This window comes from Streptomyces sp. R-07, from assembly GCF_049913175.1.
GTDB lineage: Bacteria > Actinomycetota > Actinomycetes > Streptomycetales > Streptomycetaceae > Streptomyces.
In genome coordinates, this window is record NZ_CP183978.1 from 6,911,689 (window position 1) to 6,931,818 (window position 20,130).

A 20,130-nucleotide genomic window follows, 5' to 3' on the forward strand; every position below is an offset into this window, starting at 1 on the left:
CCGACGGGTTCGTCCCTCCCGGGAGGCCGGTCACGTGGCGATGGCGTCCGAGAGCTTGCGGAGCAGCGGACGGCGGGGGTGGTGGGGGGCCTGCTCGGCGACCGCCTCCATAGACGCGCCGATCGCCTGCAGTTCCTTGCGGCCCACGCCCTCCCGCACCTGGGGGAACCATTCCTGCTCCTCCCGTCGCAGGTGCCGCTCCACGGCGTCCGCCATGACCCGGACCTTCGCGTCGTACGCGGGGTCGTCCGGGGACATCGAGGAGAGCTCGCCGGCCAGCACCTCGCAGACGTGATGCTCCTCGTGGAGTTCGAGGGTGAGGGGCTCCGTGGCAGGGAGCGCGGTGCGGAGCCGTGGATGCATCACCTCGTCCTCGACGTACTGGTGCACGGTGAGGGCCTCGACGAGCTGGTCCACGATCTCCGCACGGGCCCCCGTACTGCCGGCCGTGTCCGCGTCGTCGTGCGTGGAGCGGTAGGACCGGATCAGCTTCCTGATCGCTTTGTGTTCTTCTCTGGCCTTGACGATGGCGTCGGTCGACATGGCGCTGCTCCTCGGGGCGTTCCTCACCGGTCCGTGGGGACCTGTGTGGGCGCGGATGCCCGGGAAGCGCCACACCATGCGTGCCGTCGGGAGTCAGGCGGCGGTGTCGTCCTCCGCCGCGTCGTCGTCCTGGAAAAGGCCGTTCCTGAGTTCGCCGAGGATGTGGGTGAGCAGGCGCGAGACGTGCATCTGGGACAGGCCGATGCGTTGTCCTATCTCCGCCTGGGTGAGCTCCTCGCCGAAGCGGAGTTCCAGTATCCGCCGATCGCGGTCGTCGAGGCGTGCGAGCAGCGGCCGCAGCGCCGTCAACGACTCGATCAGCTCGTACGAGGGCTCCGAGCTGGCCAGATGACGGGCGCCCGCGCCGGGCGCGGCGTCCTCGTCACCGGCGGGGATGTCCAGCGACCGGGCCGCGTACCCGTGGGCCGCGAGCTGGCCCTCGGCGATCTCGTCCTCGGTGCGGTGCAGCTTCTCGGCGAGCTCCGCCCGGGTGGGGCGGCGGCCGAGGCTCTGTTCCAGGGTGTCCGCGGCCTTCGCGAGGTCGATCCGCAGCTCCTGGAGCCGGCGGGGGACCCGCACGGCCCAGCTGGTGTCGCGGAAGAAGCGCTTCATCTCGCCGACGATCGTCGGGAGGGCGAAGGCGGAGAAGTCGACGGCGCGGTCGGGGTCGAAGCGGTCGATCGCCTTGATCAGGCCGATCGTGCCGACCTGGATGATGTCCTCGACGGGCTCGGCGCGGTTCCGGAACCTCCGGGCCGCGAACTTGACGAGGCTGAGGTTGAGTTCCACCAGCGTGTTGCGGACGTACGCGTACTCCGGCGTCCCCTCCTCCAGCTCCCGCAGCCGTGCGAACATCGCGACGGACAACGTCCGGGCGTCGTCCGTGGAGACAGCCGTCGGGCATGCCGGTTCGGGAAGCCCGTCCAGCGCGGTGCGGCGGGTCTCGGCCCCGATGGTGTCGGGGCCCGGGTCGGAGATGAGCGTGGTGTCGGAGCGGTCTCCGGCGGTGGACATGAGAGCTCCTTCGACGGGTGACGATGGGCCTGCGCAGCACCACGGAGGTGGCGGCGGGGTCCGTCGGTCGAGCGTCCTGCAGAAAGGATGCCCGACTTGAGGAGATTTGACACAATTCTCCGGGGAAGCCGCACCGATACGACGCGCTCGCGTCGGCCCGCAGGGATCGGGAGGATGTGTCCGCGATGGACGAGGCCCGGCTCTCGGAGCACGAGCGGCGCGTTCTGGCGGAGATCGAGGAACAACTGGACCGTGACGAGTCGCTCGCGCGCCGGCTGCGGACGATGCGACGGGCCCCGCACCTGTCCGTGCCCTCGATCGCCGGAGCCCGCCGTCACCTCCCCGTCCTCGGCGTCGTCGTGCTCGGGGCCACCACCCTCGCCCTGCTCGTGCTGGCGGTCGCCACCGAGACGCCGGTGCTCATCTGGGCGTTCGCCGCGATGTGGGTGCTGACCCTGGTCACCACGCTGATCCTGGTCGTCCGCTGGACACGGCGCCGGGCGGCGGAATCACGGGGGGACGCGTGAGACACGACTGACCGGCGAGTGAGGCACCGGGCCCGGCCCGGTGCCTCACCGCTCCACACTCCAACGTCCCGGTGCCTCACCGCTCCACACTCCACGTACCGCCGCCCCGGACGGCGTCCGGGGCGGCGGTACGGCGCTCGGTGGGGTCACCAGCGGTACCAGCGGCCGTTGCCGCTGCGCAGCAGGAAGCCGAGCAGCCACACGACCAGCACGGCGATGGCCACCCACCAGAGCACGTCCAGGGCGAAACCCGCGCCGAACAGAATCAGAATCACGAGGAGAACGAGAAGAAGGGGAACCATGGCTGCACCTCCGCTGCCTGCGGGGCCCGGCCGCTCGGTCTCGGCACGGGAACTCGGTACCAGCGCGGTTGCCCCCTTCCTCCCAGAACATGCGACGTACGGTGACGTTTGAGCGGCCCGTGCGGGGTGAGGCGCTGAAGTGGCGGGGGCCGAGTCACCCGGAGAGGAATCGGATCGTGTCGGCCGACGACGCACGCCACGGCAAGCTCGAAGGAAAGAACGTCCTCGTCCTCACGACGAACTACGGAACGGAACAGGACGAGTTGCGGAAACCGGTCGCCGCCCTGCGCGAGAACGGCGCCCGTGTCACCGTTGCCGCGCAGAAGGACGAGGCCGTCCGCACCCTCGTCTCCGACCGCAGGCCCGGTGCCGACGTCCAGCCGGACACCACCCTGGAGAAGGCGACGGCGGACGGGTTCGACGCGGTGATCGTGCCAGGCGGCACCCTCAACGCCGACCGGCTGCGCACGGACGCCGAGGCGCGGCGCCTCGTCTCGGCCTTCGCCGACGCCGGCAAACCGGTGGCCGCGATCTGCCACGGGCCGTGGCTCCTCGTGGACAGCGGCCTGGCCAAGGGCCGCGAACTGACCTCGTACCCCTCGCTCCGTCCCGACCTGGAGAACGCGGGAGGCACCTGGGTGGACCGGGAGGTCGTCGTCGACGCCTCCGGACACCACCTCCTGATCACCTCCCGCAGGCCGGGCGACCTCGACGCCTTCGCGGCGGCGATCGTCCGCGCCCTCGCCGACGGCGGCGGGGACCGCACCTGACCGGAGAGGACTCGACCATGCGCAGGAGCGCGGTGCAGAAGGGCAAGGGCAGGATCAAGGAGACCGTGGGCAAGGTCACGGGTAACCGCCGTATGGAGGCGGAGGGCAAGGCCGACCACGCGCGGGGCAAGGCACGCGAGGCCGGTGTGAAGGTACGCGAGGCCGCGGAGAAGGCCCGTGAAGCCATGAAGCGGCGCGCCTCATAGCGCGGCAGAGGCCCCAGCGACAGGTGATGGACATGACCACCGCACGCGACATCATGACCCCCGACGCGACCTGCGTCCGCTCCAGCGAGACCCTCGTCGAGGCGGCACGCAAGATGGTCGAACTCGGCGTCGGGGCACTGCCGATCTGCGGCCCCGACGAGCGGCTGAAGGGCATGCTCACCGACCGGGACATCGTCGTGAAGGCGGTCGCCCAGGGCAAGGACCCGGCGCAGTGCACGGCGGGTGAGCTCGCCCAGGGCGAGATCGTCACCGTCAAGGTGGACGACAGCGCGGAACACGTGATGAGCGTCATGAGCGAGCACAGGATCCGGCGGGTCCCGGTGATCGACGGGCACGTCCTCGTCGGCATCATCGCCCAGGCCGACGTCGCCCGTGTCATGCCCGACCCGCAGGTCGGCGACCTCGTCGGGGCGGTCTCCGAGGAATCCTGAACCTCTGCGGCGGACCCCGGCCGCGGAGCGCCCCGCTGCCGCTCGACTGCCGCTCGACGCGCCACGCCTCCGCGTACGCGTGCCGCTCGACGCGCCACGCCTCCGCGTACGCGCTCACGCGCGGCTTTCACGGCGGCCGCGGCTTTCACGGCGGGGCAGGACGTCCATCAGTTCGAGCAGGTACAGGAAGGCCTCCGCCATCGGGGAGCCGGCCGTGTCCGCGGACACCCGTTTCCAGTCGATCCGCTCGCGCAACCCCCGTGCCACCGGCAGCAGCGGGCCGAAGTCGCAGTGGTGCTCGGAGAGCGCCAGCAGACGGCACGCCATGAGGTCGGTCGGCGCGAGCACCGGCATGTGCACGGAGTCCACCGGCAGCGTCTGGGCGCGGGCCAGCAGCTCCGGCGTGACCGGACGGCCCGCGAGTGAGAAGATCAGATCGATCTCCTCGCCGCCCGCGCGGGCCTTGACGAGCCAGTCCTCGGGCGGGTCCACGATCAGTACGCCCCGCTCCCGCAGGGACTCCGTGACGGCCTCGGCGTCCTCGGGCAGGACCGCGAAGTCGGTGTCGTGCTGGAGCCGGACCGGGATGCCGTGCGCGTACGCGGCGACGCTGCCGACCAGGGCGAACGGACGCCCCGACGACTTCAGTACGGCCCCGACCTCCTTGGTCGTCTCCAGGATCGCCTGCGTGTGGTCGGGCGGGAGAGCGGGGGGCGGGGCGTCGGACGCGTGCGCCGGCGAACCACGCGGCGGGCTGTGCGGTGAACCCTGCGGCGCGCTCTGGGGTGAACTCTGCGGCGCACTGTCCGGGTCGGTGTGCGGGGAGGGTGCCGATCCGCCCGTCGCCCGGTGCGGGGCCGGGCCTTCCGTGAGGTTCATGACCTGTTCCTCTCATCGCGGCTGGTCGCGATGGCCCTACGGGGGACCTGCGTCTACCCAGCGCCGGGAACCCCATCCGTGCCACGACCGCCCGCCGCCCGACCGGGCAGGTGCCTCGCACCCCACTCGGCCGAGAGGACACCGATGTCACCCGACAGGCGTGCCCGACACGTCCCCGACCGGCTCGTCGCCCCCCGGCACACGGACGTCGGCCTCGGCGGCTTCGTGGAAGGCCTGTTCGTGATCCGCGCGCGACGGCGCGGACGGTCGCCGATGGCCGGCCGGACCGTCGTCGTCCCGGCGCCCTGACCGTACGGCGGAAAGGAACGCCCACCTCACCGCTCGCCCGCGGCAGGCGGCAGGGGCGAGCTTCCGTCGGAGGGCGTGCGCAGGGCGCTCTCGCCCCGGGACCAGGCGTCCACCACGCGGCTGCCGAGCCGGCCCTCCACGAGGCAGGTCGCGGCGATGCCGAAGGCGACGTCGGGGGCGAGCCCCGGCTCGTCTTCGAGGAGACCGCCCACGACATCCCGGCGCACCACCTGCTCGTGGACGGCGTCCGCCTCCACGTGCTCGTCGTAGTACCGCTCCGCCGCAGGCCCGGCCCCGGTCCTGCGCATCGCCGCGGCGATGCGGGAGGCGGCGGGCGGCGAGGTCGTCTCCAGGACGGCGAAGTGCCCCACGAGCGCGCCGCGCAGTCTACGGTGCAGGCCGAACAGGGACATCAGGTTCGAGGCGGCGAGAAGCTCGGCCCCGGCGGCGTCCACGTACCGCCCGTACGACGGGTCGAGACCCAGATCGGTCATGAGCTCCGCGTAGAGCCGGGAGTGCATCCGCTCCGCCCGCCCGCAGCCGTACTCGTCGTACTCGACCGCCACCATGGCCGCCTTGGCGCGGCCGCGCAGCCGGGGGATCACCCACAGGTGCGGGTCGGCCTCCCGCAGCTGGTGCACGGAGCGCAGCGCCGCGTACTCGCGCAGGTGCCACAGCTCGCCCGAGGACATCAGGAAGTGGGAGACGCCCGTGCCGTCGGCAGGCTCCACGAGCAGCGCCGCGAAGGCCTCGTCGACGTCGGGGAGGTGGCGGCAGTCGTGGCGCAGCGCGCTCTCGAAGCGGTGCTCCAGGAGGGCCCGGACCCTGAGCAGGTCCGGGTCCCATTCCAGGGTGTCGGGGACCTGGGCGAAGCCCCGGTGGTGCAGTTCGTAGCAGAGGTGCAGGGCGAGCTGCAGATCGTCCCCGTACGGGGCGCAGCGGGCGATCTCGGCCTCCCGGGGCAGATCGCCGGGGCCGCCGCCGAGCAGCCGACCCCGTACCGCGCGGGAGACCTCGCCACGCGCCTCGGGCGCCTCGGGTGCCTGGGGTTCCGCCGCGACGGCCGGTTCGAGCAGGGTCATGACGTTCCTGCCTCCTCGGTCGGGCCGCCGGCGCGGCGCCGCAGGCGCGGGCGGTGGCTCGTGTCGCAGAACGGCGCCCGCAGGCTCCGCCGGCAGGTGCAGAGGGCCATCACGGGCCGCTCGCACAGAATCACCGACCCGTCCGGCATGACGATCTCCGCGGGCCCCTCGACGAGCAGCGGCCCCTCGGGAAGCGGCCGGAAACGGGGCGGTCTCGGCCGGCCGCGCCGGGAGTCACTCGCTCCGCCGTCCTCCGGGACCCTCACCACCGGGGCGTTCTCGTTCGGGGAAGCAGACATCACACACCACCCATCGCGTCGGGGACGACGGCGCCGGAGCCCGTCGCAGGGGCGTACCGGCCTACCGGACCGCGCGGTCATGGAGCGACTGCCCCACTCAGCCGTTCCGAATCACGGCCGGCACGCCCGGATCACCACGAGCTCCTCGGTGCGGGCCCCCGCCGGGATCAGGCCCCGGGCCGCGAACCAGTCCGCGCGGGCCGACATCACCGGACCGAACGGCTCGGTGCGCCGCTCGACGACCCGGGCCCGCAGCCCCCCGCGCGCGAGCGCGTCGAGGGTGGCGGCGACCCCGGAGAGCGACGACTGGACGAGCAGAAGCACCCCGGAGGACGTCAGGAGGCCCGGCGCCCGCACACAGACGCGGTCGAGGAGCAGGCGCCCGTCGGAACCCGCGTCCCAGCTCCTCCGCGCACCCCGGGCGGGCGCTTCCGCGTCCTCGCTCGGCACGTACGGCGGGTTCACCGTGACCAGATCGAAACGCTCACGCGCCACCGGTGCGTCCAGGTCGCCCCGCAGCGCCCGGATCCGGCAGCCGTGCAGGCGCGCGTTGAGCCGGGAGGAGACGACCGCGGCGCGTGAGATGTCGACGGCGGTGGCCCGCGCGCCCCGCAGAGCGGCGACGACGGCGAGGACACCGGTGCCCGTGCACAGGTCGAGCGAGCGCAGTCCGGGCCCCAGCTCCTCGCGCCGCAGCTGCGCCATCAGGAGCCGGGTGTCCGCCTGGGGCGCGTACACACCGGGGAGCCGGCACACCCGGGCGGCGCCCGCGCGCCCCGTGCCGAGGTCCTGGGGGAGCGAGGCGGTGAACGCCATGACGATCAGCTCCTCGTCGTGGCGGCGGCCAGCGCGTCGACCACCGCGCTGAACCGGCCGTTTTGACGGAAGACGGCACGCTGACGGGCGGCTCCGCCACCGTCCGCGCGGATCCGCCTCTCCTGCTCGCGCACCCAGTCGGTGTCGCCGGCCGCGTCGAGCCCGGGGCGGGCGAGGGTGATCAGCGAGTCGAGGAGCGCCAGCGCGGGCCGCTGCCGGCCGTCCACCGGATCCAGGCCGAGCCCTGTGATGCCCTGGGAGGCGGCGAGCCGGTGGGCCCTGAGCAGCCTCGGGCCGGGGATCAGGGGCGGCGGGACGCCGGCGTCGACGCGGGGCAGCAGGGTGGTGGCCAGCCCGCGGACGAGGATCGCGAGCAGCACCACCGTGTCGAGGTCGGCGTTGGTGTCGGCGACCCTGATCTCCAGCGTCGGCACGTGCTCCGAGGGCCGGGCATGCCAGTACACCATCCGGTTGTCGAGCAGCGTCCCCTCACGGACGAGCCGTTCGACGTGGGCGAGGTACCCGGCCTCGTCGAGCACCGGCGTCGGGCCGACGGTCGGCCACCTGGCGTGCTCGACCGCGCGCCAGCTGTCGTATCCGGTGTCGTGCCGGCGGGCGTACGGGGAGTTCCCGGCCAGCGCCTGGAGCACGGGCAGCCACGGCCGCATGTGCTGGGCCAGCGCGAGGGCGTGCTCGCGGTCGAGCGTCCCGACGTGGGCGTGGCAGCCGCAGACGAGCCCGTCGTCCCGCACGACCCCGTCCTCGCGGGTGACCAGGGGGGCGAAGCGCCGGGCCATCAGCCGGTACCGCTCGGTGTCCGTCACGGTCAGCGGCTCCTCGGGCGGCAGCACGGGGGTGCCGCACGCGATCGGCATGCAGCGCGCGTCCCGGGCGGCCGCGCCCAGCACCGCGCGCAGCCAGGACAGTTCGTCGCGCAGGTTCTCGCGGCTCGCGGTGGCCCGGGTGCAGGTCTCGACCTGCGCGTTGAAGAACTCGGTCTGCACCTGTTCTCCGAGCTCGGGCCGCGCCCGTCGGATGACCTCCGGGGCCCGGTTGACCGGGGCCCTCGTCACACGGTCGACAAGGACGAACTCTTCCTCGACACCCATCGTCAGGATCTTCATCGCGGGCTCCTCGCCTCGGCGCGCGTCTACCCGCCGCCGGGCCCCCCATGCCAACGCCGCGACCGGGCTCCCGCACGTCCGGGCCCCACACGACCGTCGGCCGCCCGCGCGGCCGTGCGCCCGGTCGCGGTCGTTTGGTTCGCCGCCCGGCGGGCACACGCCCGCGCGTCAGCGGCAGGTACCGGCACGTACCGCACGAGACGCGCAGCATGCGGGAGCAGGCACAAACGGGCACAGAGAGCCGCATGGACCGATCGGGCCGGGTTCGCTGCCAGGAGGTGCGTGATGGCCGGTACCGGCGACCGGGGAACCGCCCCCGAGACGGCGTACGACGCCACGCCCTATCTGCCGAGCCGCGGCGGACTCCCGGCGCACCGGCGGGCGGCCGCGGAATGCCGGGGCTGCCCCCTCCACCGCGAAGCGACCGGGACGGTCTTCGGCCGGGGAGAGGCGGGCGCGCGCCTCATGCTGGTCGGCGAACAGCCCGGCGACCAGGAGGACCGCGAGGGCGTCCCCTTCGTGGGGCCTGCCGGGCACCTGCTCCACCGCGCCCTGGAGGAGGCCGGGATCGACCCGGAGGAGCTGTACGTCACCAACGCGGTCAAGCACTTCAAGTTCACCCGGGACGAGACCCGGAAGCGACGCATCCACAAGGCCCCGAGCCTGCGTGAGACCCTCGCCTGCCGGCCGTGGCTCCTGGCGGAACTCCGCCTCGTCTCACCCGAGCTGGTGGTCACCCTCGGCGCCACCGCAGGCCGCGCCCTGCTCGGACCCGATTTCCGCGTCGGCGCCGACCGGGGCGTGCCGAGGCCGCTGCCCGGCGCCGGGAATGGCACCCGCGTCCTCGCGACCGTGCACCCCTCGGCCGTCCTGAGGGCGAAGGACCGCCAGGAGATGTACGCGGGCCTCGTCGCCGACCTCCGTACCGCGGCGCAGGCCCTGTAGCGCCGTCACCCGGCGCTCGTCGACGGCCGGCGGGTTCGGTTCCGCCGCAGCGGGCAGTCGCGGGTGCGGACCGGCCCGGCGACCGGCCGGACGGCCACCCCACGACGGAAGGGACCGGCGATGGACGGGATCGAAGGACCACGTCCTCGAGAGCGCCGGTTTCCCGAGGTGCGCAAGGCGATGGGGCGCAAGCGCCTGTTCGCACTGGGCGACCGGACGGAGGCGGCCCGGAAGGACGCGCCGGAGAGCCCGCTCGACGTGCCGAGCGCCGACGAGTGGCCCGTACCCCCGTCTGCGCGCCGCCACCGAGGGTAGGCGCGGCCATGAACCCACATGAAGGAGGCCACACCATGAGCAAGGTGGAGCAGACGATCGATGTGGACGTCCCCCTGCGGAACGTCTACGACCAGTGGACACAGTTCGAGGAGTTCCCGAACTTCATGGAGGGCGTCGAGAACGTCCGGCAGATCGACGACCGGCACTGCCATTGGCAGACCAAGGTCGCCGGGGTCCGGCGCGAGTTCGACACCGAGATCGTCGACCAGCTTCCGGACCAGCGCATCGCATGGCGCACGACGGGAGGCGACGTACAGCAGATTGGCGTCGTCAGCTTCCAGCCCCTGGACGAGGCGCACACCCGCGTGCGGCTCGCGATGGACGTGGAACCCACCGGCATGGCGGAGAAGGCCGCCGACGCGATGGGGATCCTCGACCGCCGGGTCAAGGGCGACCTCAAGCGCTTCAAGGGCTTCATCGAGGAGCACGGGGACGCGACCGGCGGCTGGCGCGGTCGGCTCCGCCCCGGGGAGGTGGACTCCCCGGCCGGCACACCCACCGGGATGTCCTCCGAGAAGGGTCCCGAGTCGATGCGGGAGGCCCCGGGACCGGTGCGCGATCCGGGCATGACACGGACGTCTCCGGCCACCGAGTCCTGGCCGCTGCCGAACGACCCGGAAGAGCCGGGCATGCGGTGACGTCCGCAGCCCTGAGGGCCGGCTCCGCGGAGCCGGCCCTTTCCCGTTTCGGACCCCCGGGTCGTGGCAAGTCGCCGGGCATGATGCACATCGGGTACACGATGATGACCGAGCAGGCAGGCCCCCGTGAGCTGGTCGGGCACGTGGTCGAGGCGGAGCGGGCCGGATTCGGGTTCTCCGTGATCTCGGACCACTCCTTCCCCTGGCTGCCGTCCCAGGGACACGCCCCTTACGCGTGGAGCGTCCTGGGAGCGGCGGCCCAGGCGACCTCCCGCATCCCGCTCATGACCTTCGTGACCTGCCCGACCTTCCGCTACCACCCCGCCGTGATCGCGCAGAAGGCCGCGACCCTGCAACTCCTGTCCGACGGCCGCTTCCGGCTCGGCCTCGGCTCGGGCGAGAACCTCAACGAACACGTCGTCGGCAGGGGCTGGCCCTCCGCGCGTGTACGACTGGCCATGCTGGACGAGGCCGCGGAGATCATCCGCGCCCTGTTCACCGGGGAGTACGTGACACGGCACGGCCGCCACTTCCAGGTCGACGACGCCAGGCTGTGGGACGTCCCCGACACCCCGCCGCCCATCGGCATCGCCGTCTCCGGCCCCCGCTCCTGCGCGCTCGCCGGACGCCACGGCGACCTGGTGATCGCCACGGAACCGAAGCGTGAGCTCCTCGACGCCTTCGACGCCCAGGGCGGTGCGGGGAAGCCCCGGATGGGACAGCTCCCCGTCTGCTACGACTCCGACCGGGACGCGGCCACGGCCCGCGCCCACGAGCAGTTCCGGTGGGCGCTGGGAGGCTGGCGCCTGAACGCCGAACTGCCCCTGCCGGCGGGGTTCGAGCAGGCTTCCGAGCACACCCGCCCCGAGGACGTGGCGAAGAGCATCCCCTGCGGGGACGACGTGGACGCCGTCGTGGAGGCGGCCCGCCCCTTCGCCGAGGCCGGGTTCACCGACCTCGCCCTCGTCCAGATCGGCGGCGACCACCAGACGTCGTTTCTCCGCTGGGCGGAGAAGGACCTGCTGCCCGCCCTCGGCGAGCTGTAGGCACTCGGGCACGGACAGGCACCCGGAGAGGGACAGGTACACAGACATGGCCGCCACCGACCGCGCCGCGCTCTTCGACATCGACGGAACCCTCGTCGACTCCAACGCCCTGCACGTCGTCGCCTGGTGGGAGGCCTTGCGGCAGGGAGGCCACCGCGTACCGACGCACGCCGTGCACCGCGCGCTCGGCCTGCCGGGCGAGCAGCTGATCGAGCATGTGCTCGGCCGGGACCGCGACCCGGCGGACGACGACCGCCTCAGCGCCGCCCACGACACCCTCTACGGCACCTGCTTCGAGCGGCTGCAGGCCTTCGACAAGGCCGCCGACCTGCTGCGTGCCCTCGCGGGCGACGGCTGGAAGGTCGTCCTGGTGACCTCGGCGAAGGACCGGGAACTGACCGCCCTGCGACGGGCCGTCGACGCCGACGACGCCCTCACGGACACCGCGACCGCCGACGACGTCGAGGAGGGCAAGCCCGCCCCCGACCCGCTCGAACACGCCCTCTCGCTCGTCGACGTGCCCGCCGATCGGGCCGTGTTCGTCGGCGACAGCGTCTGGGACATGAGAGCCGCACGCCGCGCCCATGTGCTGTGCGCCGGCGTGCTGTGCGGCGGCATCCCGCGCGCCGACCTCACGGACGCGGGCGCCGCCGTCGTGTACGACGACCCGGCCGACCTCCTCGCCCACCTGGCCACGAGCCCCTTCACGAACGTTCCGGCGGGAGCCGACGCCACCACGTAGCCCTCAGCGGAGCAGCCGCGGCACCGCGCGTTCCACCGCGCCCCGGGTGGCCGGATGACCGAAGCCGCCGTCCTCGCCGAGCCGGCCCAGGGCCGGGGCGACCGTGACGCCCTCCTCGAAGCGCTCGACGACGAGCGGTCGATGTACGAGGCCCGCCCCTCCCAGTACGCGAACAGCCGCTCGCCCCCCGCCGCGCCGCCGCAGCAACGCGTGGACGACCCCGTACGCAGGCTCGTCCACCAGGGCCCTGGTCTGCCTGCGGCCCGACTTCGCCGGATAGCCGAGGCACACCTCCCCGCGCGCGCAGCGCGCGTGTCTCACGCAGCAGGGTGGCGAGGCCGTACGAGGAGCTGTCACGCCGGTACCGCTCGCCGCCCACCCGGAAGAAGCCCAGGTCGAGCAGGCGCACCGCGCAGGCGAGGACCGCTCCCGGCAGAGGCCGCGCAGGGCCAGGTCCCGCTCGACGGTCGCCCGCAACCGGGGCAGGCTGCGGGCGACCTGCCGCACGTGCGCGTGCTTCGCCTCCTCCTGTCGGCGCCGGAACTCCTCGTGGTACAGGTACTGCCTGCGGCCCGCCTCGTCCGTACCGACGGCCTGGATGGGCCCGTTGGGCCAAGGGCACACCCGGACGTCCCGCCACGCCGGAGGAATCACGAGGGCCCCGACCCTGGCCCGGTCCTTCGCGCCCAGAGGCGCGCCCTCGGCGTCCAGGTAGCGGAAAGCGCGGCCGTGGCGGACCCGCCGCCGGCCCGGCCGGCTTGGATCGCTGGTCCTGAGCCGCACCCCTCCACTGTGCCGCCGACCGTACGGTTCCGCCCGCCTCGCCCGGCAGCAGGGACCGGGTGACTGCGCGCGGCGGCGCCGGGTAGTCGCCCGACGGACCCGCCGCCGAGAGGAGCGGTCATGCGCGCAAGCTCGTACTGGATGGACTCGGCGCCGCCCGCCGCCGCCCGGCCGCCGCTGGAGGGCGATCTCGCCGCCGACGTGGTCGTCGTGGGCGCCGGAGTCGCCGGACTCTGCACCGCCCGCGAGCTGGCCCGCGCCGGACGCGAGGTCGTGGTGCTCGAAGCGGGCAGGATCGCGGCCGGGGTGACCGGGCACACCACCGGCAAACTGACCTCCCTCCACGGCCTGTGCTACGAGCGCCTGCGTCGCCGTCAGGGCGCGGAGGCCGCCGCGCTGTACGCCGAGGCGCAGGAGGACGGCCTGCGGCAGGTGCTGCGCTTCTGCGGGGAGCTGGGCGTGGACGCGGAGATCGAGCACCGGCCCGCGTACACGTACACCCTCGACCAGGCCAGCGCCGGGACGATCCGCGCCGAGGCGGCGGCCGCCACCGCGGCGGGCCTGCGGGCCACCGCCGTGACCGAGACGGACCTGCCGTTCCCCGTCGCCGCGGCCGTCCGGGTCGACGACCAGGTGCAGTTCCACCCCCGCCGCTTCCTGCTCGCCCTCGCGGACGACCTGGTCGCGCTCGGCGGCCGCATCCACGAGGGCACCCGCGTCACCGGCCTCCACGACGGCGCCGAGTGCCGTCTCACCACGGAGGCGGGCGGCACGGTCCACGCCCGGGACGTCGTCCTCGCCACCCACTTCCCGCTGCGCTGCCACACCACCCTGCTCATGCGGCTCTCGCTACGCCGCGAGCTGGTCGTCGCCGCCGCCGTGGAGGAACGCCAGGCCCCGTACGGCATGTATCTGACGGTCGAGCACGGCGTCCGGTCGGTGCGCACCGCCCCGCTCGGCGAGGGCCGGCGGCTGCTGATCGTCGCGGGGGAGTCCTTCGTGCCCGGCAGCGGGGGCGTACGCGGCCGGTACGAGCGCCTGGAGGCCTGGGCGCGCGACCGGCTGCCGGGCTTCGCCGACGCCCCAGCGGTCCACCGGTGGGCGGCCCAGGACGTCCACACCGCCGACGGACTGCCCTGCGTCGGCCACGAACACCCCGACACCGAGCACGTCTACGTCGCCACCGGCTTCGGCGGCTGGGGCCTCAGCAACGGCGCCGCCGCCGGCCGACTGCTCACCGCGCATCTGACGGGCGGCCCGCGACCGGCCTGGACGGAACTGGTCGATCCGCGCCGCCGGCTGCCCGCCCGCGAGCTCCCCGGGGTCGTACGACGGCAGTCCACCGTGGCCCGCCACTACGTGACCGGCCTCCGCACGGGCCGGCGCTGCACGCACATGGGCTGCGAGCTCGGCTTCAACGAGGCGGAACAGACCTGGGAGTGCCCCTGCCACGGCTCGCGCTTCGCCCCCGACGGCACGGTCCTCCAGGGCCCGGCCACCCGCCCCCTGGAGTACTGAATCCCTCGCGTACGCGCGCGTGCCGCCTCGTTCCCGAGATCCGCGCCTTCGCTACGCCCGATCCTTCCGTACGCGCGCGTGCCCCGGCCTCGCTCCGGAGGCCGGTCCGGCAACGCCCGATCCTCCCGTACGCGTGCGCGTGTCCCCGCTTCGACGGGGTACCGCACGGGGCATGACCCCATTGATCCAGGACCGCACCGCCGCCCTGCTGCTCGAGGGTTACGGCTGGCTGCCCGACACGCGCCGCCGGACACCGGTCGGCGGGACCGTCCGGACCCGGCTGCTCGGCCGGACCGCCGTCGCGCTGCACGGGCCGGAGGCGGTGCGCTTCTTCTACGACGAGGACCATGTACGCCGCACCGGCGCGCTGCCGGGGCCAGTGCTCGACACCCTGTTCGGGCGCGGTGCCGTCCACACCCTGGACGGCGCCGACCACCGCGTACGCAAGGCGCTGTTCGTCGGCCGGCTGACCGGGCCGGCCGCCGCCGCCTCGTTCGCCGCGCACGCCGAGACCGCGTGGGAGACGGCGTTCGCGCCGGCCGGCCGGCGCGAGGTGGTGCTTTTCGACGAGGCGGCGCTCGTGCTCGCCCGGGCCGTCCGCGACTGGGCGGGACTGCCCTATGACGACGGACAGGTCCAGGACCTGGCGCGGGACTGCGTCGCCATGGTCGACGGCTTCGCCACCCCCGGCCCGCGCCATCTGCGGGCCCGCCGCGCACGCTCCCGTCAGGAGGAGCACCTCGCCCGTGCGGTCGAGGCCGCGCGGGCTTCGGCGGCTTCCGCGGCCGACACACCGTTCGGGGCGTTCGTCCGGCACGGCGAGGCCGAAGGCCGTCCGCTCGACCTCCACACCGCCGCCGTGGAGCTCCTGAACATCGCCCGGCCGGCGATCGCCGTCGCCTGGTTCGTGGCGTTCGCGGGGCACGCGCTGCACCGATGGCCCGAGACCCGGGCGCGGCTGCGCGCGGACGAGGGCGACGGAGGCCGCCCCGGCCCGTACGCGACGGCGTTCGCCCACGAGGTCAGACGGTTCTACCCCTTCGTCCCGTTCATCGGCGGTCTCGCCGCCCGCGACCTGGAGTGGCGCGGGGAGCCGGTCCCCGAAGGCGCGCTACTGCTCCTCGACGTGTACGGGCAGAACCACGACCCGGACCTCTGGCCGGACCCCTACCGTTTCGACCCCGGGCGCTTCCTCTCCCGGCCGCCGCACCCCGACACCCTCATCCCGCAGGGCGGCGGCGACACCCGTACCGGCCATCGCTGCCCCGGCGAGGACATCACCGTCGCCGCCCTCGCGGCCCTGTCACGCGCACTGGCCCGGCAGACGTGGACGGTGCCCCCGCAGGACCTGCGGATCCCGCTGCGGCGCATCCCGACCGCGCCCCGCAGCGGCGTCCGGATCGTCCTCCCTCCGGCCTGACCGCGAAGCACGGGACGCCACGGGCAGGCACGTACGCACCGCATCCACGGCCGGTCCGCCGTTTGCGGAAGCGCCCTTCGGGCACCGCACCACCCAGAGGACGGAGGAACCACCATGAACGGCGGTGAGAGCGAATACCGGATCGCCCGCTTCAGGGACCGGCTCGCGCGCGAGGACGTGGCCGAACTCGGCGTACGCGTCGAGGTGCGCGGCACCGCCGTCGTCCTGACCGGCACGCTCCCGACCGCCGACCGGCGCGACGAGATCCTCCGGCTCGCCGGAACCGAGCTGGCCGGCATCCCCGTGCACGCGGACCTCCTGCTCGCCTGCACCGCCCCTCCCGACCACCCCGAGGAGCTGTCGTGACCTCCACCGGCGAGCCGAACGGCGCCGTCGTGCGGGTGGCGGCCGTGGGAGACATCCATCTGAGCCCCGACTGCCGGGGCCTGCTGCGCCCGTCCTTCGAGACCCTGCCGCGCTGCGCGGACCTGCTCCTCCTCGCCGGCGATCTCACCCGGCACGGCACGGTCCCCGAGGCGGAGGTGGTCGCGGAGGAGGTCCGCGACCTCGGCGTCCCCGTCGTCGCCGTGCTCGGCAACCACGACTACCACGCCGAGCGGGAGGCCGACGTCACCCGCGTCCTCGTCGAGGCCGGCGTCACGGTCCTGGAGGGGGACAAGGTGGTCCTGCCCGTGGCCGGCCACAAGGTCGGCATCGCCGGGGCGAAGGGCTTCTGCGGTGGCTTCGCGGGCCGCAGCGCGGGCGAGTTCGGCGAACGCGAGATGAAGGACTTCGTCCGCAGCGCGCGCCGCGCCGCCGAAGGCCTGTACCGGGCCCTGGCCGACGTGTCCGCCGACGACTGCGCGGCCAGGATCGCCCTCACCCACTTCGCGCCCGTGCCCGACACGCTCGCCGGCGAACCGGTCGAGCTCTATCCCTTCCTGGGCAGCTACCTGCTCGCCGAGGCCATCGACGAGGCGGGCGCCGACCTCGCGGTGCACGGCCACGCCCACCTCGGCACCGAGCACGGCATGACGGCCGGGGGGGGTCCGTGTCCGCAACGTCGCGCAGCCCGTCATCGGCAGGGCGTTCGCGCTGTACCACCTCCCGCTCGACGGAAGCTGAGGGGCGGTCAGCCGCCCTCTCCCGCCCCCTCGCCCCCGCGTCCCGACAGTTGGTCCGGATTCGGTGAAACCTTGCGGCCCCTCGTACCGTCCTCTCACCAGGGAGACGGTCGGAACCGAGGGGGAGTGGGGATTCATGGGGCAGGGCAAGGGCAAGTACACCGCACACATAGCCGTGGTCGCTTCGGCGGTCGGGCTGAGTCTGGCGGTGTGGGGCGCCGCGGCGCTGATGGACAACGAGGCCGTCGCGAGGATGGGGGACACGGCGACCTCGCAGCCCGAGGGCAAGCCGAAGGGGCCGGAGCAGGTCCGGCCGCAGAAGGTCCCCGAGAGCATCGCGCACGCCGCCGAGGCGGGGGGTTCCGCGGTGAACATCACCATCGACGACGGACCCGACCCCCGCTGGACGCCCCAGATGCTCGACATCCTCAAGCAGAACGGCGTCAAGGCCGTGTTCTGCATGGTCGGCCCGATGGCCAAGCAGAACCCCGACATCGTGAAGCGGGTCGTCGCGGAGGGCCACCGGCTCTGCGACCACACCGTGTCCCACGACACGACGATGGACAAGAAGCCCTTCGCGTACCAGAAGCAGGAGATCCTCGACGCGAAGAAGATGATCGAGGACGCGGCCGGGGGAGCGAGGATCGACTACTACCGGGCGCCCGGCGGCGCGTTCACCCCGGACAGCCGGCGCCTCGCCGCCGGCCTGGGGATGCGGCCGCTCGGCTGGAACGTGGACACGAAGGACTTCGAGCAGCCGGGCACGGCCTCGATCGTCAACACCGTCAAGAACGAGCTGTCCAACGGACCCACGATCCTCTTCCACGACGGCGGCGGCGACCGCAGCCAGACCGTCGCGGCCCTGCGCCAGGTCCTGCCGTGGCTCAAGGAGAACGGACACTCCTTCAGCTTCCCGGTACGCACGACCCCCTGAATCCCGTACGCCGCGGGCCCCGGTGACCTCCGTACGCCGCGGGCCCCGGTGACCTCCGGACGCCGGCGTCCGTCCGGCCCGAAATCCGCATGCGTCGGCCCGTACGGGGCTGACAGCATGCCGGAATGGTCCACGCTCTCGAACGTCTGGTCGTCCGGCACACCCATCGCCTTCCCCTCCCGGCAGCACCCGCCGGACACGGGGACCGGCGCGGGCGCGGCCGGGGCGACGTCGCGGCGCGGCGGTTCGACGCCGCCCTGATGTCGGTGGGGTACAAGCTGTCGGCCGGGCTGCTCGAAGAGCTGTCCCGGCTGCCGGAGGCCACGGTCGTCGCCGTCGCCGCCCGAACCCTCGGCACCGTCCGGGAGATCGTCGGCGACCACGTCCGGCACAACGTCTACTTCGTCGACTTCCCGGCCAACGTGCCCGACACCTTCGAGTTCTGGCGGCGGTGCGTCGCCGAGGCCCTCGACGACGACACGGTGCGCCCCGGCGTGCTCGAGCGGCTGCGCGAGGGCGTGCTCGACCTCCTCACCCTCCCGTCGTACGGCACCTACCGTCACACGTACGAGCAGATGCTCGCCGCGCACGACGAACTGATCGCCGCGGCGGGCGACCGGATGACGGTCCTGCACCCCGCCGGCGCCCTCGACGACGAGGCCACCGCCCTGTACCTGTCGCTGGCCGGAAGCACCACCCCGCTCGGCGACGACCACCTGCGCGACCTCGCCGTGCTCGCCGCCCACGGCGCCGACGGTCCCCAGCCCGAGGCGATCCCGATCCGGGAGATCCGTGCCGTCGTGAACCGGGCCCGGCTCGACACCGGCGCGCCCCTCCTCCTGGACACGGTCACCGACGTCCTGCGGCTGGCCTGCGCCCTCTCCGACGGCGACGTCACCCTGCGCGAACCGACGCGGTTCCGCGTGCTGTCCCGGCCCGTCCGCCGCGCCCTGCTCGGCGGCCTCGACGCCGTCGTCGCCGAAGCCCCCGCGAAGCTCGCCGACGTCGCCGCGCACCGCGAGGCGTGGAAGCGGCTCGGCGAGCGGCTGCACCCGCACGAGTACCCGCGGTGGCCGCACGCCGCCGAGGTGTTCGCGGTCGCCCGGGGTGAGAAGAAGGTGCCCTCCTTCGACAGCCGCGTCGAGGAACTCCTCGGCCGCGACGACGTCACCGGGGCCGCCGAGCTCCTGACGTCCGCCCCCGGCAGGCTGCTGCGCGCCCTGGACCGGCTGCTGCGTACGGCGGACGGACCGGAGGAACTCGACGCCGTCCTCGCCGCGTTCGAACGGGCCGTTCCCGATGTCTCCGGCCGCGTCGTCCTCTCCCTCCGCGAGCACGTCCAGAACCGCGCGGGGACGACGGGCGACCGGCGGGTGTTCGTCAACCGGGTCGGCGCGGCCTGGGTCACCCCCGACACCCGAGAGCCGCTCCCGCCGGCCGTACGCGAGCGTCTGTGCGCCGTTCTCGACGCCGAGACGCGGCGCAGGCTGCCCGCACCGGGCCATCTGCTCGTCGACCCCGCCGTCCTGGACGTGGCACTCCCGCTCAGCGGCAGGGCGACGGCGGCAGGACTCGGCGTCCTGCCGCGCGGCTCCGTCTCGCCCGTCGAGGGCGACCTGCTGCGCTTCTTCACCTACTGGAAGCAGACCGCGCGCTCCACCGACTTCGACCTGTCGGCGCTGGTCCTGGACGACGAGTACGCGACGGTCACCTGGCTCTCGTACACCGCCCTGACCGCCGTCGAGGGCGCGCACTCCGGCGACATCACCGACGCGCCCGACGGCGCCTCGGAGTTCATCGACCTGCGGCTCGGCGCGGTCCGCGGAAGCTACATCGTCCCGCAGGTGAACCTCTACTCCGGGGAGGACTTCGAGGAGGTCGAGGAGTCGTTCTTCGGCTTCATGCTGCGCGACGCCGAGCAGGGGGGCCGCCCCTTCGAGCCGCGCACGGTCCGGATGAAGTCCGACCTCCGCGGGCCCGGCCGGGTCGCTCTGCCGCTCGCGTTCCAGCGCGGCGAGGACGGCCGCTGGCGCGCGCGGTGGCTGCACCTGTACCTCAGGGGCACCCCGTCCGCGAACCGGGTCGAGGAGAACCGGGTGTCGGTCGCCGTACTCCTCCGGGGCCTGCTCGCCCGCACCCCGCTGACGGTCCGCCATCTCACCGGCCTGATGGCCGCCGACGCCACCACGACGACCTGGTGGGACGGCGCGACGCTGCCGGACGGACCCGTCACGTACATCGGTCTGGACCGCCCCGCCGGCCTGCCGCCGGGCTCGCGCGTCCTCACCCCCGAAAATCTGCGCGACCTGATCCCCGCCTGA

General features: G+C 73.7%; 23 protein-coding genes and 2 pseudogenes. 16 read left to right on the forward strand and 9 right to left on the reverse strand.

All coding sequences use genetic code 11. The features are described 5' to 3' along the window. Nucleotides 1-30: 30 nt before the first annotated feature. Both ACN9M0_RS31605 and ACN9M0_RS31610 read right to left on the reverse strand, forming a co-directional pair. Nucleotides 31-543 (reverse strand): hemerythrin domain-containing protein, encoded by a 513-nt coding sequence (locus ACN9M0_RS31605; protein ID WP_399696963.1) that lies wholly within the window; start codon nucleotides 541-543, stop codon nucleotides 31-33. Between the two features lie 93 nt (nucleotides 544-636). Beyond that, nucleotides 637-1,557 (reverse strand): SigB/SigF/SigG family RNA polymerase sigma factor, encoded by a 921-nt coding sequence (locus ACN9M0_RS31610; RefSeq protein ID WP_366041901.1) that lies wholly within the window; start codon nucleotides 1,555-1,557, stop codon nucleotides 637-639. A gap of 185 nt (nucleotides 1,558-1,742) precedes the next feature. On the opposite strand from ACN9M0_RS31610, the gene ACN9M0_RS31615 reads away from it, so the two are divergent. After that, nucleotides 1,743-2,084, forward strand: coding sequence for a DUF3040 domain-containing protein (locus tag ACN9M0_RS31615; RefSeq protein WP_366041902.1), 342 nt, complete (start codon nucleotides 1,743-1,745; stop codon nucleotides 2,082-2,084). A gap of 146 nt (nucleotides 2,085-2,230) precedes the next feature. Here the strand turns inward: ACN9M0_RS31615 and ACN9M0_RS31620 are convergent, their stop codons facing one another. Beyond that, nucleotides 2,231-2,386: a hydrophobic protein gene (locus ACN9M0_RS31620; protein WP_366038884.1), complete on the reverse strand. Its 156-nt coding sequence runs from the start codon at nucleotides 2,384-2,386 to the stop codon at nucleotides 2,231-2,233. Between the two features lie 176 nt (nucleotides 2,387-2,562). On the opposite strand from ACN9M0_RS31620, the gene ACN9M0_RS31625 reads away from it, so the two are divergent. Genes ACN9M0_RS31625 through ACN9M0_RS31635 form a run of 3 tightly spaced genes read left to right on the forward strand, consistent with a single transcriptional unit; the run spans nucleotide 2,563 to nucleotide 3,814 of the window. Further along, nucleotides 2,563-3,156: a type 1 glutamine amidotransferase domain-containing protein gene (locus ACN9M0_RS31625; RefSeq protein ID WP_366038886.1), complete on the forward strand. Its 594-nt coding sequence runs from the start codon at nucleotides 2,563-2,565 to the stop codon at nucleotides 3,154-3,156. 17 nt (nucleotides 3,157-3,173) lie between these two features. After that, nucleotides 3,174-3,362 carry a CsbD family protein gene (locus tag ACN9M0_RS31630; protein ID WP_399696968.1) on the forward strand — a complete coding sequence of 63 codons (189 nt, stop codon included), beginning with the start codon at nucleotides 3,174-3,176 and terminating at the stop codon, nucleotides 3,360-3,362. Between the two features lie 32 nt (nucleotides 3,363-3,394). Continuing rightward, the gene (locus ACN9M0_RS31635) at nucleotides 3,395-3,814 is read left to right on the forward strand and encodes a CBS domain-containing protein (protein ID WP_426404616.1); all 420 of its coding nucleotides are present in this window, start codon (nucleotides 3,395-3,397) and stop codon (nucleotides 3,812-3,814) included. 114 nt (nucleotides 3,815-3,928) lie between these two features. Here the strand turns inward: ACN9M0_RS31635 and ACN9M0_RS31640 are convergent, their stop codons facing one another. Then, nucleotides 3,929-4,693, reverse strand: a complete 765-nt coding sequence (locus tag ACN9M0_RS31640; protein ID WP_366038891.1) for a nucleotidyltransferase family protein — start codon at nucleotides 4,691-4,693, stop codon at nucleotides 3,929-3,931. A gap of 144 nt (nucleotides 4,694-4,837) precedes the next feature. Here ACN9M0_RS31640 and ACN9M0_RS31645 point away from each other — a divergent pair, with 144 nt between their 5' ends. Then, on the forward strand, nucleotides 4,838-5,002 hold the full coding sequence (locus tag ACN9M0_RS31645) for a hypothetical protein (protein ID WP_426404617.1): 165 nt from the start codon (nucleotides 4,838-4,840) through the stop codon (nucleotides 5,000-5,002). A 26-nt stretch (nucleotides 5,003-5,028) separates the two neighbouring features. Here the strand turns inward: ACN9M0_RS31645 and ACN9M0_RS31650 are convergent, their stop codons facing one another. The 4 genes from ACN9M0_RS31650 to ACN9M0_RS31665 all read right to left on the reverse strand — a co-directional run bounded on the left by ACN9M0_RS31650 (nucleotide 5,029) and on the right by ACN9M0_RS31665 (nucleotide 8,323). Beyond that, entirely contained in the window at nucleotides 5,029-6,084 is a 1,056-nt protein-coding gene (locus ACN9M0_RS31650; protein ID WP_366038892.1) for an iron-containing redox enzyme family protein, read from the reverse strand. Beyond that, nucleotides 6,081-6,383 carry a CDGSH iron-sulfur domain-containing protein gene (locus ACN9M0_RS31655; RefSeq protein WP_426404618.1) on the reverse strand — a complete coding sequence of 101 codons (303 nt, stop codon included), beginning with the start codon at nucleotides 6,381-6,383 and terminating at the stop codon, nucleotides 6,081-6,083. The genes ACN9M0_RS31650 and ACN9M0_RS31655 overlap by 4 nt, the downstream gene beginning before the upstream one ends. A gap of 111 nt (nucleotides 6,384-6,494) precedes the next feature. Further along, complete coding sequence (locus ACN9M0_RS31660) at nucleotides 6,495-7,199, reverse strand: HemK2/MTQ2 family protein methyltransferase (RefSeq protein WP_366038893.1); 705 nt, start codon at nucleotides 7,197-7,199, stop codon at nucleotides 6,495-6,497. A 5-nt stretch (nucleotides 7,200-7,204) separates the two neighbouring features. After that, nucleotides 7,205-8,323: a carboxylate-amine ligase gene (locus ACN9M0_RS31665; RefSeq protein WP_366038894.1), complete on the reverse strand. Its 1,119-nt coding sequence runs from the start codon at nucleotides 8,321-8,323 to the stop codon at nucleotides 7,205-7,207. Nucleotides 8,324-8,608: 285 nt separating this feature from the next. Here ACN9M0_RS31665 and ACN9M0_RS31670 point away from each other — a divergent pair, with 285 nt between their 5' ends. The 5 genes and pseudogenes from ACN9M0_RS31670 (at nucleotide 8,609) to ACN9M0_RS31690 (ending at nucleotide 12,030) form a co-directional block, all read left to right on the forward strand. Next, nucleotides 8,609-9,268: a UdgX family uracil-DNA binding protein gene (locus ACN9M0_RS31670; protein ID WP_366038895.1), complete on the forward strand. Its 660-nt coding sequence runs from the start codon at nucleotides 8,609-8,611 to the stop codon at nucleotides 9,266-9,268. Nucleotides 9,269-9,448: 180 nt separating this feature from the next. After that, nucleotides 9,449-9,583 (forward strand): hypothetical protein, encoded by a 135-nt coding sequence (locus ACN9M0_RS31675; protein ID WP_366038896.1) that lies wholly within the window; start codon nucleotides 9,449-9,451, stop codon nucleotides 9,581-9,583. Between the two features lie 35 nt (nucleotides 9,584-9,618). After that, a pseudogene (locus ACN9M0_RS31680) lies at nucleotides 9,619-10,089 on the forward strand (SRPBCC family protein); the annotation flags it as partial. Between the two features lie 233 nt (nucleotides 10,090-10,322). After that, nucleotides 10,323-11,288, forward strand: coding sequence for an LLM class F420-dependent oxidoreductase (locus ACN9M0_RS31685; RefSeq protein WP_366038897.1), 966 nt, complete (start codon nucleotides 10,323-10,325; stop codon nucleotides 11,286-11,288). A 46-nt stretch (nucleotides 11,289-11,334) separates the two neighbouring features. Beyond that, a complete protein-coding gene (locus ACN9M0_RS31690; protein WP_426404619.1) occupies nucleotides 11,335-12,030 on the forward strand; it encodes an HAD family hydrolase in 696 nt (231 codons plus the stop codon). A 3-nt stretch (nucleotides 12,031-12,033) separates the two neighbouring features. Here the strand turns inward: ACN9M0_RS31690 and ACN9M0_RS31695 are convergent, their stop codons facing one another. Beyond that, nucleotides 12,034-12,813 carry a hypothetical protein gene (locus ACN9M0_RS31695; RefSeq protein ID WP_426404620.1) on the reverse strand — a complete coding sequence of 260 codons (780 nt, stop codon included), beginning with the start codon at nucleotides 12,811-12,813 and terminating at the stop codon, nucleotides 12,034-12,036. 120 nt (nucleotides 12,814-12,933) lie between these two features. Here ACN9M0_RS31695 and ACN9M0_RS31700 point away from each other — a divergent pair, with 120 nt between their 5' ends. From ACN9M0_RS31700 to ACN9M0_RS31725, 6 genes and pseudogenes are all read left to right on the forward strand, one after another. After that, complete coding sequence (locus tag ACN9M0_RS31700) at nucleotides 12,934-14,331, forward strand: FAD-dependent oxidoreductase (protein ID WP_426404621.1); 1,398 nt, start codon at nucleotides 12,934-12,936, stop codon at nucleotides 14,329-14,331. Between the two features lie 172 nt (nucleotides 14,332-14,503). Further along, nucleotides 14,504-15,751, forward strand: coding sequence for a cytochrome P450 (locus ACN9M0_RS31705; protein WP_426404622.1), 1,248 nt, complete (start codon nucleotides 14,504-14,506; stop codon nucleotides 15,749-15,751). A 114-nt stretch (nucleotides 15,752-15,865) separates the two neighbouring features. Further along, nucleotides 15,866-16,117, forward strand: a complete 252-nt coding sequence (locus ACN9M0_RS31710; protein WP_366038901.1) for a BON domain-containing protein — start codon at nucleotides 15,866-15,868, stop codon at nucleotides 16,115-16,117. Then, a pseudogene (locus tag ACN9M0_RS31715) lies at nucleotides 16,114-16,876 on the forward strand (metallophosphoesterase family protein). The gene ACN9M0_RS31710 and the pseudogene ACN9M0_RS31715 overlap by 4 nt, the downstream one beginning before the upstream one ends. A 135-nt stretch (nucleotides 16,877-17,011) precedes the next feature. Beyond that, nucleotides 17,012-17,809, forward strand: coding sequence for a polysaccharide deacetylase family protein (locus ACN9M0_RS31720; RefSeq protein ID WP_366038903.1), 798 nt, complete (start codon nucleotides 17,012-17,014; stop codon nucleotides 17,807-17,809). Between the two features lie 125 nt (nucleotides 17,810-17,934). Next, nucleotides 17,935-20,130 carry a hypothetical protein gene (locus ACN9M0_RS31725; RefSeq protein WP_426404623.1) on the forward strand — a complete coding sequence of 732 codons (2,196 nt, stop codon included), beginning with the start codon at nucleotides 17,935-17,937 and terminating at the stop codon, nucleotides 20,128-20,130.